This window comes from Streptomyces sp. NBC_01363 (assembly GCF_026340595.1).
Lineage (GTDB): Bacteria > Actinomycetota > Actinomycetes > Streptomycetales > Streptomycetaceae > Streptomyces.
This window is the reverse complement of the sequence record NZ_JAPEPF010000001.1, coordinates 5,687,363-5,702,701: the sequence shown is the minus strand read 5'-3', so window position 1 is coordinate 5,702,701 and position 15,339 is coordinate 5,687,363. Positions and strand designations below refer to the sequence as shown.

The following is a 15,339-nucleotide window of genomic DNA, read 5'->3' as shown; positions in this document are numbered from 1 at the left end:
TTGTGATGATCAACGGGGAGGACACGACATCCGGGACTGCGCTGCTGATCGCGGCAGCCCCGGCCGGCAAAGGCTGTCTCATCGACGCAACCAGCGCCCTGCCCACGCTGGCGGCGGTCGCGCCCAGCATCCTGACCGGCACGACGGCGGCCACCATCGTGGAACTCGCCGACCCGACCGACCCGCAGACCGTCCTCACCCGCATCCGCGCCGCAGCCGCCGCACCCGGTCCACTCACCCTCTACGTGACGGGACAACTCCACCTCGACCACAAACAGCACCTGATCCACCTCGCACTCGCCCGGACCACGCCGACCACCCTGCGCTATACCGCACTGCCCTGGCACTGGCTGGCCGGCGAACTCAAACTACGACGGCCGGGCACCACCACCGTCGTCATCGACCTGGTCGCCACCCCGGACGCCTGGCAGAAGCTCCGCAACGAGGGCCTCGTCCTCGGCCATGGGATCCGCGTGTACGGCCGGGTCACCCCGCCGCCGAGCCGCCGCCAAATCGCAGAACCGGCCTACCTGAAGGCCCTCGCCACCGCCTGGCGCAGTGGCATCAACCCGCCACTCGCCCAGCTCCACGAACAGGTCGCCGCACAGGCCGGCTCCCACGACGCGCTGTTCCTGGCCATCGACAACACAGCCGCCCTCTCCTCCGCGGCGTCCGCTGTCCAGATCCCGAACCAGCCATATCAGGCCCCAGTCCCTGGTTCGACAACGCCTCCTCCGACGTGGGAAAGCGCCGAGGCGGCCAAGGAGGATCCGCTGCCTGCGATTCTTGCCGCCGCCCACGCCGGGCGGCACGGCGAAGCTGCGTCGCTCGCAGCCATGTGGGAGGGGTGGGCACTGCGTACCCACGGTGCGGGCTCCGTGCAGGCCACCCACTGGCTGGAGGTCCGGGCCGACCTCGCTCGTCTGGCCGACGATCCGGCACGCAGCTGCGAGCTGTGGATGGCTGCCGCCGACGCCCGCCTCGCCCGGCAACAGCCCCCGGACGACCCCGCCGTGGAAGGCGCCGTGGACCGCGCCCACCACCAGTGGCAGGAACTTCGCGACCCGCAGCGGGCCCTGGAACTCGGCCCGCCCCTGGTCTCGTTGCGCCACCACGTACCTGGCCGACGCCCCGGGGCAGTCGAAGCCGTCCAGCACCGATTGGAACTGCTGCACAGCACGTCCTCGGCGGGGGCCCGAAGCACGGCACCCTGACGAGAGACAGGGGACGTCCCTCACACCCGGGTCGAACGTGTACGACCCGACGTACCCCTGTCGGCCTGACGGTCGTCCCTCGCTCGCCCGGAACACTTGGACAATTCTCCGCGCCTGCCGCCTCAAAGGCGACGGCAGGCGCGCCGGTCCGGCCCGTGTCCGGTGCCGCAGCCGGCCTGGACGACCGGGCTGAACCGGATGGGCACATGAGTTCAACTTCACATATCTGGTGAGCAGTTGATGATGCGAGGGTACGTTTGCAGTCGGTGACGCATTCGACAGCCGGCGAAAGTCTCGCGGGAGAAGATGTTGTGGCTCTGAGTCGCGGGGGTCGGAATGGACGCGAGTCGCGAGGAGGACGCCGAACCGTCGGCCGCAGTGGACGAGAGGCCACCGCGGTTCCGCTTTCGGAGAGTCAGGAACGGTGTCGCGCGGGCACTGTCTACCCGTACGCGGCACTGGAGTGCGGTTTCGCTGTTGGTGCTGCTCGGCGCGCTTCTCACGGCATATCTGGTGTGGCCGCGGGCCCGGACGCCTCAGGAGATGGCGTCGGAGGCCACGGACGGCCTGCGCTCCTGGCGAGGTGTCACCTACGCAGGCACCGCGGCGGACAGCGATGGCGTGACGACCAGCGTGCGCGTCACGGTGAGAGGCGACGGTAGGTCCTGAGGCACGCTGAGTCGCGCCTACGGAGCACAGGTGCAGATCGCCGTGGGGAATGGCCGGACCCTGCTGCGCGGCAACAGGCAGTGGTGGCTGTGAGACGAGCCGGGCAGCGCGGACTCTCTGGCCGACACCTGGATCGCAAATCCTCCGGAGAGGATATCGGGCCCGCTTCCGGCGTCCGAGCTGACCCCGAAGGCGCTGGCCGGTGCGGTCTCGGAGGGGACGGCGGGGAAGTGGCGGCAGGCGGGAACCGCATCGGTGAGCGGTGGCCATGTGCGCATGCTGATCAACGGCGCAGTGCAGATATGGGTGACCGCGGAGCCACCGCACCGGCTCCTGTCCGTCGGCTTGTCGACGACCGGCGCATCCGGTCAGGACGCCAAGCCCCCCTCGGCGTTCACCACGGCCGCGTTCACCACGACCGACAACCGCCGGCCCCCGCGCGACGTCCGGGTCCAGTACGCCGCAGCGCGTGATCAGACCCCGCCCAGCAGTTTGTCCTCCACCGTCAGAGAGGCGAGCGGCGCCGAGGCACAGAGCACTGCAGCGGCCGTGAAGCGGCTCGGCGAGACACAGGCGAAGCCCGCCGAGCTCAGCGAGCGTGTCACCGTTCAGCCGGATGTGAGCGTCCATTTGCGCAACATCTCGGGGAGTCCCTGCGGCAGTCGGACATGTTCGTCCGTCGTGACGGTCACCAACGAGGGCAAGACCACCGCGAAGGGCACGCTGTTGGTGTCCGTCGCGGGTCAGTCGGTGGTCGACCAGGTGATCTCGGTTGCGCCCGGGGCGAGCCACCCCGTCACGGCCACCGCGATCAACACGGCCCCGCCCAATACCGTGATGCCCGTGACATGGGCGGCGGTTCTGTACAACTCCGCCGTCCTGGGCGACGATCCGGAGCTGGCCAAGCGGCTCGCCGGCCGGGGCTTCAATGTCAGCGCTCCGCTCGTCGACGACAAGGGCAACGGCAAGGCCGCACTACGGACGTTGGACGCCATGACCTCCGACGTGTCGGCGAAGGTCGACTCCGATCGGATCAGGGCCGCCACGGGCACGATCGCCAACGTGATCAGGCAGCGGGCGTTCGCGCCCTTCTACGAACTGGCTGTCATGACCGACAGTTTGACGGTCACCAACCTGGCCGACTTCGAAGAACTGAGACAGCACACCGCCAAGCTCACCCCGCAGGACATGACGGTGCTGCAGCACGCCACCGACCTCGCCCGGTTCGGTCACAAGGTCACCTGGGGCACCTCGTACCTTCCCGCCGGCGCGTCCCAGGCGTACAGCGCCGACATCCTGGACCTGACGACTCGGCAGGCCATCCAGGAAACGACGGTCACCGGCAGTGCCGGCAAGGTCGAGGACCGGTTCAAGAATGTGGTGAAGCAGCTGCTGGGTGAGACCGGGCAGGTACCCCCGCCGGACTTCGTCAAGGTTGCCGAGGTCAACATCGACCCGAACGCGACCACCCCCATGGTCGGCATGTCCCGGGACGAACTGCTCGAAGAGCTGCGCAGGCTCAAGCTCCACCGATATTGCGCGCCGGGTGGAGGCCATCCGGTCGTCGACAAAATCGTCTTCACCAACCACCCGCTCGGGGAAACCGGCGTGCCGACGCCGAACACGAGCGTGTTCACCTGCGCCGAGTTGCTGCCCCCAGGCCACCACCGACCGGGGGAAGAAGCTCCTCGACGAACAGATCTGGAAGGCGAACAACGACCCGGCCTGGTACACGAAGCACTATCGCTCCGACGGTCACCGCCTTGACATCGCGGTGAGGGAGAACGGTGTCGCACTGCCCGTACTCGCCACGGACAGCAACGGCAACCGGATCTCCCGGGACGCGCTGCCGTCCGCGCCGCCCGAGAGTCGGCTCGCCCTGTCCGACTTCGACCGGTCCTCGGTCCCGCCTCAACGCCTCAAGGACCTCGACAAGGTGGCAAGGGACCGGAGGGTGAGCGTGGACCTCACGAATGCAGAGCGGGCGTTCGAGAAGAACCCGACCGCCGAGTCCCAGCGGGACCTCCTCGATGCGCAGAGGGCGTACAAGAAGCAGCTCGGAGACAAGCCGAACGACAGCGGCTTCGCCGAGCGGCTGGGTGAGGACGCGGCGCGGCACCACGTCATTCCCAAGTCGTTCCCGGGGGCGCACCGGGTCGACTCGGAAGGCCCGGCAGCACCAGGCGGGCCCTGGCGCTGAGTACGACGCTGACCTTGGCGAAGGCGCGGTGTGCGAGGGACCCGGAGGCGAGGAAGTTCGAGACCTGGGAAGCGTGGGTGACGGGCATGCAGACCGGGTCCGCACTGTTCGCCGCGGCCACCGCGCCCGAAGGCAGCAGTGTGAGCGTACGGATCAGGGAGCGGGAGACAAGCCTGCCCTCGATCGGCCCGGAGTCCTGTGTGAACGCCGGTGCCGGGGTCACCTCGTTCAACCTCGCGTTGGTCTGCCGGGAGAACGCGAGGTTGAAGAAGCTGGCCGAGGTGCCCGTCTCCCTGCTGCGCGCGTCGGGCGCAGTGTATGAGGAGTACATCTACTCCTGGGTGGAGGCCCTGCAGGACTTCTGGCTCGGCCGCCGGGAGGCGGGCGACAAGCTGGTCGCCGCATTCGACGGCGCCGACCCGGAGGTGGCCCGGTCCGTCGACTCGGAACTGCTGTCACAGATCCTCTACCCGCCGATCATCCTCTTCCACCGCTGCCTGCAGCAGGACCATGAGGAGTTCAATATCGCGCTGAATGACGCGCTGCGGTGGCACAAGGAGTACTGGTCCGCGGCCGAGGAACGGGCTACGGATGCGGAAGGCCTCGTTGCCCTCGGCCCCCTCGCAGTCGCTTGCCTCGCCCACGACGCGGGATTCCCCCTCGAAATCGAGTCGGAGTACCTGCCCCGGTCGCTCCTCGAATTCAGCTGGGCCGGCGAGATCGATACCTGAACCCGTGATCCGGAAGCCGACGTCGACCGTGATCACTGCCAGGCAGCACGCCGGGACTCTCCGCGGTCGAAGCTGTCCGGGAGAAGGGCTGCGTCTCCCGTCCCGGTCCGGCAGGCCGCTGCCCGGCGCGAGCACGGTACTCGGATCGCGCGGCGGCCGGTCGATGAAGTGAACGGTCCGGACGGCCCGGACGGAACCATCGCTGTTCCCGGCCGCTTCGTCGTCGCTGTCTGCACTGCCGACGCAGCCGAACGCGTGCGTAGGGCTTGCATGAGCCGTGTGGTGCGATGAGTGGCTCGCACGGTTGCGAGGGAGCAGCGCCGGAGGTGACCCGCTGCTCCTGCCCGGCACGAAACCCTCGGACCGTCGGCAGTTGCCGCGACGGCTCACGGGAGACAGAGTGAAAGGAGAGCACACGAGATCGGAGCGTGCCGTGATCGTTCTCGGAGTCATCCTGCTTGTCATCGGTTTCGTGACCGGAATCTCCATCCTGTGGACGATCGGAATCATTCTCGCCGTGGTGGGTCTGATTCTGTGGATCCTGGGCGGGATGGGACACACGGTCGCCGGTCGAAGGCACTACTGGTAGAGCGACAGGGCAATCCTCCTCGGCTCCCGAAGGTCACTCGGCGTCATCCACCGGCGGATTCTGCCGGGAGCGGTGACAGATGAATGACGTGACCCGGGGAGGGAAGACCACAGGAACGTCTCTGGCAATTCTCCGTTTCTCGGTGATCGGTGAGCGGAGGAGCCATGTCGACCGGAACCCTCATAGCGATCATCGTTGCGGTAGTGGTCGTTTTGCTGGTGTGCGCACTCGTAGCATGGAGGGTTGCGCGCAGACGCCATCTGAAGGAACAGTTCGGCCCGGAGTACGAGCGGCTCGTGGAGGAGAAACAGAGCCGGCCGGCCGCGGAGCAAGAACTGAGGGAACGGGAACAGCGCCATGACGCGCTGGAGATCAAACCGCTCTCGGCGACGGATCGGGAGAAGTACGCCCAGGGCTGGAGCCAGGCGCAGGAGCGTTTCGTCGACCATCCCGACGACGCGGTCCATGAAGCCGACCGGCTCGTGACCGCGCTGATGAGCGAGCGCGGCTATCCGACCAAGGGATACGAGCAGCAGGTCAGCGATCTGTCGGTCGAGCACGGCCGCACTCTGCAGAACTACCGCACCGCCCACGAGGTCAGCGACCGCAGCAGCCGTCACCAGGCGACCACGGAAGAGCTACGGGGTGCGATGGTCCACTACCGGGCTCTGTTCGACGAACTGCTTCACAACGGCGGGCGGCCGCGGGAGTAGCGAGGAAGAACCGCCAGTGCGCCTCCGGTCCGGGCCGCTACCCGCCGAAGGCGCCGGATCGGATGGAGGAAGAGCCATGGCGACGGGACACCGGGACCCCCTCGGGTCCGATGCAAGCAACTTGTCCACTGACGATCTACGCGGACGGGACGCCTCGGCGCCAGAGGTCCGCGAGGCCCCGACCGAAGTTCCACCGACCTTCCCGGGAGAAGCCACGACGACTGACCCGGGCCATGGTCGAAGCGGTGAGGACGAGACACCGCACGCACCGCCGTCCGGCGCCGCGCCCGATGCCGCCGCCGGAAGCAGAGACGGGGATGAGGGGGACGAGCCCCTTCTCGGCGTCGGCAGGGAGCAGGAGGAATTCCGCAGCCGGTGGCAGCGGATCCAGGGTGACTTCGTCGATGATCCCCGGGCGGCGGTCAGTGCTGCGGACACCCTGGTCGCGGAGGTGATGCAGGCACTCGCCAGGACCTTCTCCGACCACAAACAGGGGCTCGAAAGCCAGTGGCAGCGGGGCGAGCAGGTACCGACCGAGGAACTGCGTGTCGCGCTGCAACGCTACCGGTCGTTCTTCAACCGGTTGCTGAATACGTGAGCGGGCTGCCTGCCCGGCCCCGACGCCGGCCTTCCTGTTGACCGGCACCCGAACCGCCCGCTGCGGAGCAGGCCGACCCGATGGTCGGCCACCGCCTCGGCGACTTGCCGGCTACGGATGTCGCCGGGCGGCCCGTCGGCCGGTGCTCACTCCTTGACCGCGCCCGCATTGGCGCCGTTGACGAAGTAGCGCTGGAAGCAGAAGAAGAGCGCGGCCACCGGGATGGTGGACAGCAGGGCCGCCGCGAGTTTCAGCGGATACTGCGTTCCGCCGCCGAGTCCGCCCGAGACGAAGCGGGCCAGGCCCGTGGTGAGCGTCTCGTACTGGCCGGACTGCGTGCTGACGAGGAAGTGCGTGAATTCGTTCCACGATCCCTGGAACGACAGGATCGTCAGGGTGATCAACGCCGGTCTGGCCATGGGCAGGACGACGGACCAGAAGATCCGGAACACACCCGCCCCGTCGACCCGTGCCGCCTCCTCGACCTCGCGCGGCACCGACTCGAAGAACTGCTTCATGATGAAGATGCCCGCCGCGTCCACCAGCAGCGGCAGGATCATGCCGGTGTACGTGTCGAAGAGACCGAAGGTGTTCAGCACCAGGAACTTCGGGATGAGCAGGGCCACGCCGGGCACCGCCATCACCGCGAGCACGAAGCCGAACAGCGCCGAACGGCCCCGGAAACGCAGCCGTGCCAGCGCGTATCCCGCCATGGAGTCGAACAGCACCCGGCCCGCCGTCACCAGCACCGCGATCAGAGCGGAGTTGCCCAGCCAGCGCAGGAAGGGCACTCCGTCCGCGGCCCGGCTCAGCCCGAACAGCCGCTGGTACGCGGCCGTGGTCGGAGTGGTCGGCAGCAGGGCCAGCGGGTGCGCGGCGGCGTCCGGGTCCGTCTTGAAGCCCGTCACCAACTGGAGGACGAACGGGAGCAGATAGAGCAGCCCCAGCCCGAGGACCGCGGTGTACCCCACCAGTCGCCACGGCAGGCGGAATCGGCTCAGGACGGGACGGCCCCGGTCGTGCGGGGCGCGACGGGCGCGTTCGCGTACGGCCGTAGCGGCGGCGGTCATCGGTTCCTCCTGGTACGTGCGCCGCGCTCCCGCAGCGCCCAGCGCTGGAACGCGGTCAGGACGAGGATCAGGGCGAGCAGGATGAACGCGATCGCCGCGCCCTGCCCGAAGTCGGCGTTGTCGAAGCCCGCCGAGTACGACAGGAAAGCGGGGGTGAGCGTCGTATTGCCCGGAGCGCCCTGGCCCATCACGTACACCTGGTCGAACACCTGCCAGGTGGAGATCAGCCCGAGCGTCAGAACCAGGAACAGCACGGGGCGCAGGGCCGGCAGCGTCACATACCGCAGCATCTGACGGCGGTTGACCCCTTCCATCGCCGCCGACTCCTCCAGTTCCCGCGGGATGTTCTGGAGCGCCGCGAGGAAGATCAGCATGAAGCTGCCGGAGGTCGTCCACACGGCGAGCAGGATGAGCGTGCACATCGCGACCGAGGGGCCCGAGAGCCACTCGAACCACGACAGCCCCAGTGTGGAGTGATCTGCCAGCAGGCCGGTGGGCCGTTCGGGATCGACGATTCCCAGACCTCCCAGGACCAGGGAGAGCACCCCGCGCGGGTCCGCGAACCAGTTCGGTCCCTTGACCCCGATCCAGGACAGCATGGAGTTGACGGCTCCGCTGCCCTGGAAGAGGAAGAGGAAGACCGTGGAGACGGCGATGGAGCTGGTGACCGACGGGAAGAAGAACGTCGTACGGAAGGCTCCGCGCCCCCGCAGCATCTTCTGGTTGACGATCAGGGCCAGGCCCAGTGCCAGCACGGTCTGCAGGGGGACGGTCAGCAGGACGTAGTAGAGGTTGTTGCGCAGGGACGTGGCGAAGAGGGTGCGATCGAGCCCGTCCTGTGTGAGCAGCGACCGGTAGTTGTCCAGGCCGACGAAATCCGCCTGGCCGGAGAACGGGTTGGACTGTCCGTCCCAGTGCAGCAGGCTCACCCACAGCGCCATCAGGATGGGGAGCACCATGAACAGTCCGAGGACGAGCACCATGGGGCTGACGAACAGCCAGCCCCAGGTGCCCTCCCCGCGAAGGCCTGCGCGCCGGGCGCGGGCCTTCGCGGTCGTGCCGGTTTCGCCGGGGGCGCTGTCAGGTGCGCCGGGCGAGCCGGTCGTACGGGGGATACCGCTCGCGCGGATCGTGCGGATGGGCATGGGGGCTCAGTTGCCCTTCGCGATCGCCTGTTCGCCGTTGCGCTGAAGGTCGGCGAGGATCTTCTTCGGGTCGGCGGTGCGCAGCGACTGCAGATCGGTGTTGAACTGGCTCAGGACCTTGTCGAAGCCGGCGATCGTCACCGGGCCCTGCGCGTAGGCGCTGCCGTCCACCCAGGCCTTGGCGGCGGGCTGCTTCCCGGCGTAGGTCTTGAGCGCGCTCGTCCGCGACGGCATGACACCGAACGCATCGGCGAAGGCGAGCTGCTGCTTCGCGGAGGTCAGGTCCTTCACGAGGTCGACGCCCGCGTCGCGGTGCGCGCTGTCGGCGGCTACGCCCCAGCAGTTGCTGAAGGCGAGGGTGCCCTGGCCGGCCGGCCCCGCGGGCAGCGGTGCGACGGCGTACTTCACATCGGGGTGGTCGAGCTTCATGCCGCCTTCGAGCCAGTTGCCCTCGATGGTCATCGCGGCCTTGCCCTTGCCGAGTGCCTCACCGCCCCAGCTGGTGTCCACCTGCTTGGCGAACTTCATCGAGCCCGACTTGAGCAGGGACTGGACGAACTCGAGCCCCTTGGCGTTCTCCGCGGTGTCGGCGGTCATCTTCTTCTGGTCCGGGTCGGTGAGCCAGCCGCCCGCCTGCTTCATGAAGACGCCGAGCCGCTGGTACTCGTCGCTGGTGACCAGGCCGGTGACGCCGTTCTTGGTGAGCTTGCCGGCGACGGTCCTCAGCTCCTCCCAGCTCTTGGGATAGTCCTTCTCCGTCAGCCCGGCCTTCTTCCACAGGTCGGTGTTGATGGCCAGACCGAGGGTGGAGGTGTCCTTCGGCAGACAGACCAGCTTCCCGTCGTACGAGAACGAGGTCCGCAGCTGCTGGGAGAAGTCGTCGGCGTCGGATATCCGGTCCCCGTACGGGTACAGCGAGCCGCCCTTCGCGTAGTTCGCGAACTGGTCGGAGTTGACGTAGAAGACGTCCGGCGGCTTGTGCCCGGCGAAGGACTGGGCAAGCTGCTGATTCATGTCCTTGGCGACCTCGACGGAGACGGAGTTCCCCGACTCCTTCGCGTACGCGGCGGCGGCAGCCTTGACCGCCTGGGTCTCGGCGTCCCCCGAGGTGGCGATCAGTACCGTCAGATTCTGCTTGGCGGCCTTGTCCTGCTCCGGCTCCTTGTCGCTGCCGAAGCTGGACGAGCAGCCGGTGGCGGCCAGGAGCGCCGCGCAGGTGGCGAGCGCGGCGAAGGCCGTACGGGTTCCCATGAGTTCCTCCATGAGGGGGTGAGGCTTGCGGCTCAGCTGCCCGGAGAGGGCGCGCTGTGAATCGGTGGCCCGCGGCACGGGCGAGGGGGTGGTTCAGTCGTCCGACGCGGACGTGCTGTCACGCACGACGAGGGACGGTTCGAGCAGGACGCGTTCGGGCGGAGCGCCGACCTGCGACATCCGGGCCAGCAGAAGCCGGACGCATTCGCGGCCGACGGCCTCCAGCGGCTGGGCGACGGTGGAGAGTCCGGGAGACAGGAGCGCCGCCAGGGGGTCGTCGTCGAAGCCGACGACGGCGATGTCGGCGCCCGGCACGACCCGTCGTTCGCGCAGGGCGTGATAACAGCCCAGCGCGAGCATGTCGCTGGCGGCGATCACGGCCGTCGCACCCGCGTCCAGCAGTGGTCCGACAGCGGCCTGGGCCGACGCGATGTCATCGACGCTCTGTGCCCGCCTGCCGCGCACCGGTAGGCCGTGCCGTCGCATGGCGCGCTGCCAGCCCGCGGCGCGGTCGTCGCCGACCCCGGAGCCGCGCGGCCAGCCGAGGAACGCGATCCGGCGATGCCCCAGACCCACCAGATGCTCGACCGCGGCGTCCGTGCCCGAGGCGCCGTCGACGTCGACCCAGTCGCCGACCTGACGACCGGACCACATCCGGCCGAAGGCCACGAACGGCACCCCGCGCTTCTCCAGCCAGGCCTGGCGCTGGTCGCCCCGGTCGGTGCCGCTCAGCACGAAACCGTCCACGCTGTGGAGGTCGAGGAGTTCCTCGTATCCGTCGAGACCCGCGCTGCCGGGGGGTGCGGCGAAGAGCAGGATCCGATAACCGGCCTCGTCGGCGGTCTGGGACAGGGCGTGCAGGAACCGGTCCATGACCGGGGCCGAGGTGCCGGGGGCGGTGGGACGTATGCCGTAGCCGATGAGCTTGCTGGAGCGGGTACGCAGGGTCTGCGCCGCTCGATGCGGGCGGTAGCCCAGCTCGTCGATGGTGCGCAGGACGCGGTCCAGGGTCTCCGGACGCAGCAGTTCGGGCGAGTTGAGCGCGTTCGACACCGTCTGCGGAGACACTCCGGCCCGCTGCGCGACCGTGGCCAGGGTTACCGAAGCGGCCTTGGTCGCGGGGGTGTTGGAGGAGCGGGGCATGAGGGTCTCCGGAACCGGTTGTGCGAATGGACGAGTTCATTGGAGCGTTCCAAAACCGTTGTCATCGCCCTGAGGTCGTCGTTAGGGTTCTTGGAACGCTCCAATGCCTGAGAGGTTCTGCTCTGTTGGACACAACTGTCAAGGCCCACGACATAACAAACTCCGAGACGGGGGCAGGCCCGTCGGCCGAAGGACTCCAGCCATTCCTGCATGACGCCTGTGTGACGCTGTACGCGCCGAGCTTCGTGATCTCGCGTGCGAACGGTCAGATCGACGGTGCCGCCGACGGCTTCTACCACGGCGACAGCAGAGCACTCGCCCGGCTGACCGTCGCGACGGACCACATCGTGCTCGCCCCGGTGAGCGGAGGGCTGGAGGGCGCGGACCGGGCGGCCTTCCGCAGTGTGCTGCGCGGCCTCGGCGAGGACACGCCGGACCCGGCAGTCACCCTGCACCGGCGCCGCCGCGTCGCCCCCGGGCGCCTGGAGGAGACCCTCGAAGTCGCCAACGCCGGGCGGCAGCACGTACGTCTCCGGCTGATCGTCACCGCCGGGACGGACCTCGCCCCGATCGAGCGCGTCAAGTCCGGACATGCCCAGCGCCCGGTCACCGCCACTTCCGCCGGGAACGGACTCCGCTGGTCGCAGGACACCTTCGCCGTACGTCTCACCGGCTCCCCGGAGCCCGCGGCCGTCGACCCGGCCGCCGGACGGCTGGAGTACGAGATCGAACTCGCCCCCGGAGCCGTCTGGACCGCCGTACTGCACTGCGACGCGGCGCATGAGGACGGCGACCAGTTCCCCGCACCCCCTGCGGACAGCCTGCCCTGGCGCACGCCACGACTGCGCAGCGCGGACCGGCGCTTCGACCACTGGCTGAGCCAGTCCGCGGCCGACCTCGACCGGCTGCGGCTCACCGATCCGGAGAACCCCGCCGACCAGTTCCTGGCCGCCGGGGCCCCGTGGTTCCTCACTCTCTTCGGCCGCGACTCCCTCTGGGCGGCCCGCATGCTGCTGCCCCTGGGCACCGACCTCGCCGCCGGAACGCTGCGCACCCTGGCCCGCAGGCAGGGCACGAAGTCCGACCGGGCCACCGAGGAGCAGCCGGGCAAGATCCTGCACGAAGTGCGCCGCGCCACCCAGAATTTCAACGAGAACTTCTCCCTGCCGCCCTGCTACTACGGCACGGTCGACGCCACCCCGCTCTGGATCACCCTGCTGCACGACTCCTGGCGCTGGGGCCTCGCGCCCGAGCAGGTCGAACAACTCCTGCCGCACGCGGAGTCCGCCCTTGCCTGGATGCGCGACCACGGCGACGCGGACGGGGACGGGTTCCTGAAGTACATCGACCACACCGGCCGGGGCCTGGCCAACCAGGGCTGGAAGGACTCGGGCGACTCCATCCGCTACGGCGACGGACGCATCGCGGCTTCCCCGATCGCGCTCTGCGAGGTCCAGGCGTACGCGTACGAGGCGGCCCGGGGCGGCGCGGACCTGCTGCGCGCCTTCGGCCGCCCCGGCGCCGACCGGTGGGAGGAGTGGGCCGAGCGGCTCCGCGACCGTTTCCGCAGCCACTTCTGGGTGGAGGACGAGCGGGGGCCGTACCCGGCCGTGGCGCTCGACGGTGACAGGAAGCCGGTGGACTCGGTCACCTCGGGCTTCGGCCACCTGCTGGGCACGGGCCTGCTCGACCACGAGGAAAGCGCCCTGCTGGCCGCCAGGCTCAGCGCGCCCGACCTCGATTCGGGCCATGGTCTGCGGACTCTGAGCAGCGACTCCGTGGCCTACAACCCGTACGGCTACCACATCGGTTCCATCTGGCCGCATGACACGGCCATCGCCGTGAACGGCCTGGTCAGGGCCGGATTCCCGGAAGCGGCCGCGTCCCTGTCCGAGGGACTGCTGAGCGCGTCCTCGGCCTTCGACGGCAGGCTTCCCGAACTGTTCGCCGGCCATGGAGCGGTGACCGACGCCCGGCCCTCGCCCTATCCCGCGTCGTGCCGCCCGCAGGCCTGGGCGGCGGCCTCGTCGGTGATGATCCTCCAGTCGGTGCTGGGGCTCTTCCCCGATGTCCCCGGCGGAACGCTCACGGTCGCGCCCGGGTTCGCGGAGGCGTACCGTCCGCTGAAGGCCGAGGGGCTCGACATCGCGGGCGGGCGGCTGGACATCTCCGTCGATGCCGACGGTACGGCGCACGTCGAGGCGCCGAAGGGCCTGGTCGTGAGGAGGCAGCACCTGACACCCCGCTGACGCGAGCAGGTGTGCCCGCTCCACGGCAGGTCGCCGTGGAGCGGGGCGAAGGCCTGCTTCTGCCCCGAGGGCCGGTGCGGGCCTCCGTGAAGGGCGGTGGCGACGGCCGTACGGCAGCGCCCGCACGAGCGGTTCGGCTTCCGTCCCCACGGCGGGGCGGGCCGTCGGCCGAGGAGGCCGGTGCCTCGCTTCCGCCTCGGCGCACCCTTCCCGGTGCGCACGGGCTCACCTCTTCGCGGATGTGGACTCGTCCGCCGGGCGCAGCGCCTGACGGACCGACCAGAGGACTGAGACGAGTGGTACTGCCACCACCGCTCCCAGTACTCCCGCCGCGATGGCGCCGCCGATCACCGACAGCGCGACCACGACGGGGTGCAGGCGGACGGCCCAGCTCATCACGAGCGGGTGCAGCAGGTGGCCCTCGATCTGGCCGATGACCACGATCAGGACGAGGACGACGGCCGCCACGATCGGGCCCTTCGCCGCAAGAGCCACCACGGCCGCGACCGCGAGGGCGATCGGCGAGCCGATCAACGGAACGAAGGCGGCGAAGAATTCAAGCAGCGCCAGAGGCAGAGCCAGTGGCACTCCGAGCGCGAAGAGGGCCAGTCCCACGAGTACGGCGTTGGTCCCTGCCACCAGGATGATGCCGTGGGTGTATCCGGTGAACGTACGCCAGGCCGCCCGGCCCGCGGTCGCCACCCGGGCTCGCGCCGCCCGCGGGAGCTGATCGCAGAACCAGTCCCACTGCCGGTCGCCCGAGTGAAGGAAGAAGACCGAGCAGAACAGCGCCAGGACGAATACCGTCACCACCTCGACGAGTCGGCCCACACCACTGACGGCCGTGCTGATGAGGGCGGAGCGATGGCTCGACAGGTACTCCCCGATCCGGGACCGGAGGTCTTCGAGCGTCCTCGGATTCAGCCGGAACGGCGGCCCCTCCAGCCACTGTTCGATCCTGCCCAGACCGTCGCTGAACTCCCGTTCCAGCCCGGCGCGTTCTCCGGCGACCGCCTCGCCGACGAGCGTCAGGACACCGAGGACGAGGACGATGCTGCCGAGCAGTGCCACGGTGACGGCGAGCGCCCGCGGCATCGGACGGGCCAGGAGATCCGTGATCGGGCGGAGCACCGCCGTCGCCACCAGGCCGAGAAAGATGGCTGCCGCCACCTCGTGGAACCGCCCCAGCGCCGAGAAGACCGCGTACACGACGGCTCCCACCACGAGGATCCGCCACGCGTAGGCGGCGGCCGTCTGGAGCGTGGGGTTCACGCGTGCCGTGTGCCGCGAGCCGGGCGGCGCCTGTCGCACGTCCGGGTTCCGGGCCGCGGGGCCGGTCATGCCGCGCAGCGCCCGGCGTGACGCGGTGCGGATCCGGTGTCGTCGTCCTTCGGACGGTGCGCCGGGGTCCGTGGTGTCGGGCTGCGGATGCGAGGGCTCGGGCATTCCCTGCTGGTATCAGGAGGGGCCGCGTCGTTCCGGACTCCCGGGCCGACATGCGCAGGATGTCACCCCACGGGCGGAATCGCGGGTCGCTGGAGGCGCCGCGACGCACCCGGGCAGAAAGCGGCGGAGGACGTGGCGGAGAGCTGGCTCTCGCGTGGAGTCGACCGACGCATCCGGTTCGGCTGCGCGACCGAAAGGACCGGCTCGTTTCCGCCGCGGACAGCGCCCCGGTCACATCCTCCCTCTTGTGCGGGGCGCCCCCTCCCCCGGCGCTCTGGCCCGCTTCCCGGCCGCGGGATCTCATCCCTCCTTCCCTGCGCC

General features: G+C 69.4%; 13 protein-coding genes. 8 read left to right on the top strand and 5 right to left on the bottom strand.

All coding sequences use genetic code 11. The annotated features are described in order from the left end of the window. Window positions 1-5: 5 nt before the first annotated feature. The 7 genes from OG611_RS25915 (at window position 6) to OG611_RS25885 (ending at window position 6,714) form a co-directional block, all read left to right on the top strand. The gene (locus OG611_RS25915; RefSeq protein ID WP_266426245.1) at window positions 6-1,214 is read left to right on the top strand and encodes a hypothetical protein; all 1,209 of its coding nucleotides are present in this window, start codon (window positions 6-8) and stop codon (window positions 1,212-1,214) included. Window positions 1,215-2,138: 924 nt separating this feature from the next. Further along, window positions 2,139-3,650, top strand: coding sequence for a hypothetical protein (locus OG611_RS25910; protein WP_266424519.1), 1,512 nt, complete (start codon window positions 2,139-2,141; stop codon window positions 3,648-3,650). 7 nt (window positions 3,651-3,657) lie between these two features. Further along, window positions 3,658-4,083 (top strand): hypothetical protein, encoded by a 426-nt coding sequence (locus OG611_RS25905; protein ID WP_266424516.1) that lies wholly within the window; start codon window positions 3,658-3,660, stop codon window positions 4,081-4,083. A gap of 14 nt (window positions 4,084-4,097) precedes the next feature. Then, complete coding sequence (locus tag OG611_RS25900; protein WP_266424514.1) at window positions 4,098-4,814, top strand: immunity 49 family protein; 717 nt, start codon at window positions 4,098-4,100, stop codon at window positions 4,812-4,814. Window positions 4,815-5,247: 433 nt separating this feature from the next. Next, complete coding sequence (locus OG611_RS25895) at window positions 5,248-5,403, top strand: DUF6131 family protein (RefSeq protein ID WP_266424512.1); 156 nt, start codon at window positions 5,248-5,250, stop codon at window positions 5,401-5,403. Between the two features lie 164 nt (window positions 5,404-5,567). Then, a complete protein-coding gene (locus OG611_RS25890; protein WP_266424510.1) occupies window positions 5,568-6,116 on the top strand; it encodes a hypothetical protein in 549 nt (182 codons plus the stop codon). A gap of 76 nt (window positions 6,117-6,192) precedes the next feature. Beyond that, window positions 6,193-6,714 (top strand): hypothetical protein, encoded by a 522-nt coding sequence (locus OG611_RS25885; RefSeq protein ID WP_266424507.1) that lies wholly within the window; start codon window positions 6,193-6,195, stop codon window positions 6,712-6,714. Window positions 6,715-6,860: 146 nt separating this feature from the next. Here OG611_RS25885 and OG611_RS25880 read toward each other — a convergent pair whose 3' ends face one another. The 4 genes from OG611_RS25880 to OG611_RS25865 form a co-directional block, all read right to left on the bottom strand. Beyond that, window positions 6,861-7,784, bottom strand: coding sequence for a carbohydrate ABC transporter permease (locus tag OG611_RS25880; protein WP_266424504.1), 924 nt, complete (start codon window positions 7,782-7,784; stop codon window positions 6,861-6,863). Next, complete coding sequence (locus OG611_RS25875) at window positions 7,781-8,929, bottom strand: carbohydrate ABC transporter permease (protein ID WP_266424501.1); 1,149 nt, start codon at window positions 8,927-8,929, stop codon at window positions 7,781-7,783. The genes OG611_RS25880 and OG611_RS25875 overlap by 4 nt, the downstream gene beginning before the upstream one ends. Before the next feature lie 6 nt (window positions 8,930-8,935). Beyond that, entirely contained in the window at window positions 8,936-10,180 is a 1,245-nt protein-coding gene (locus OG611_RS25870) for an extracellular solute-binding protein (protein WP_266424499.1), read from the bottom strand. A gap of 93 nt (window positions 10,181-10,273) precedes the next feature. Then, the gene (locus OG611_RS25865; protein ID WP_266424497.1) at window positions 10,274-11,323 is read right to left on the bottom strand and encodes a LacI family DNA-binding transcriptional regulator; all 1,050 of its coding nucleotides are present in this window, start codon (window positions 11,321-11,323) and stop codon (window positions 10,274-10,276) included. Between the two features lie 221 nt (window positions 11,324-11,544). Between OG611_RS25865 and OG611_RS25860 the strand changes: the two genes are divergently transcribed. Next, window positions 11,545-13,572, top strand: coding sequence for a glycogen debranching N-terminal domain-containing protein (locus tag OG611_RS25860; RefSeq protein ID WP_266424494.1), 2,028 nt, complete (start codon window positions 11,545-11,547; stop codon window positions 13,570-13,572). A gap of 225 nt (window positions 13,573-13,797) precedes the next feature. On the opposite strand, the gene OG611_RS25855 is transcribed toward OG611_RS25860, so the two are convergent. Further along, window positions 13,798-15,018: an AI-2E family transporter gene (locus OG611_RS25855; RefSeq protein ID WP_266424491.1), complete on the bottom strand. Its 1,221-nt coding sequence runs from the start codon at window positions 15,016-15,018 to the stop codon at window positions 13,798-13,800. Between the last annotated feature and the right edge of the window lie 321 nt (window positions 15,019-15,339).

What these genes read in the sequence shown, in the direction of transcription:
- OG611_RS25855 (WP_266424491.1), bottom strand. Translation starts at nt 15,018, where the DNA reads ATGCCCGAGCCCTCGCATCCGCAGCCCGACACCACGGACCCCGGCGCA.
- OG611_RS25890 (WP_266424510.1), top strand. Translation starts at nt 5,568, where the DNA reads ATGTCGACCGGAACCCTCATAGCGATCATCGTTGCGGTAGTGGTCGTT.
- OG611_RS25880 (WP_266424504.1), bottom strand. Translation starts at nt 7,784, where the DNA reads ATGACCGCCGCCGCTACGGCCGTACGCGAACGCGCCCGTCGCGCCCCG.
- OG611_RS25870 (WP_266424499.1), bottom strand. Translation starts at nt 10,180, where the DNA reads ATGGGAACCCGTACGGCCTTCGCCGCGCTCGCCACCTGCGCGGCGCTC.
- OG611_RS25875 (WP_266424501.1), bottom strand. Translation starts at nt 8,929, where the DNA reads ATGCCCATCCGCACGATCCGCGCGAGCGGTATCCCCCGTACGACCGGC.
- OG611_RS25865 (WP_266424497.1), bottom strand. Translation starts at nt 11,323, where the DNA reads ATGCCCCGCTCCTCCAACACCCCCGCGACCAAGGCCGCTTCGGTAACC.
- OG611_RS25885 (WP_266424507.1), top strand. Translation starts at nt 6,193, where the DNA reads ATGGCGACGGGACACCGGGACCCCCTCGGGTCCGATGCAAGCAACTTG.
- OG611_RS25915 (WP_266426245.1), top strand. Translation starts at nt 6, where the DNA reads ATGATCAACGGGGAGGACACGACATCCGGGACTGCGCTGCTGATCGCG.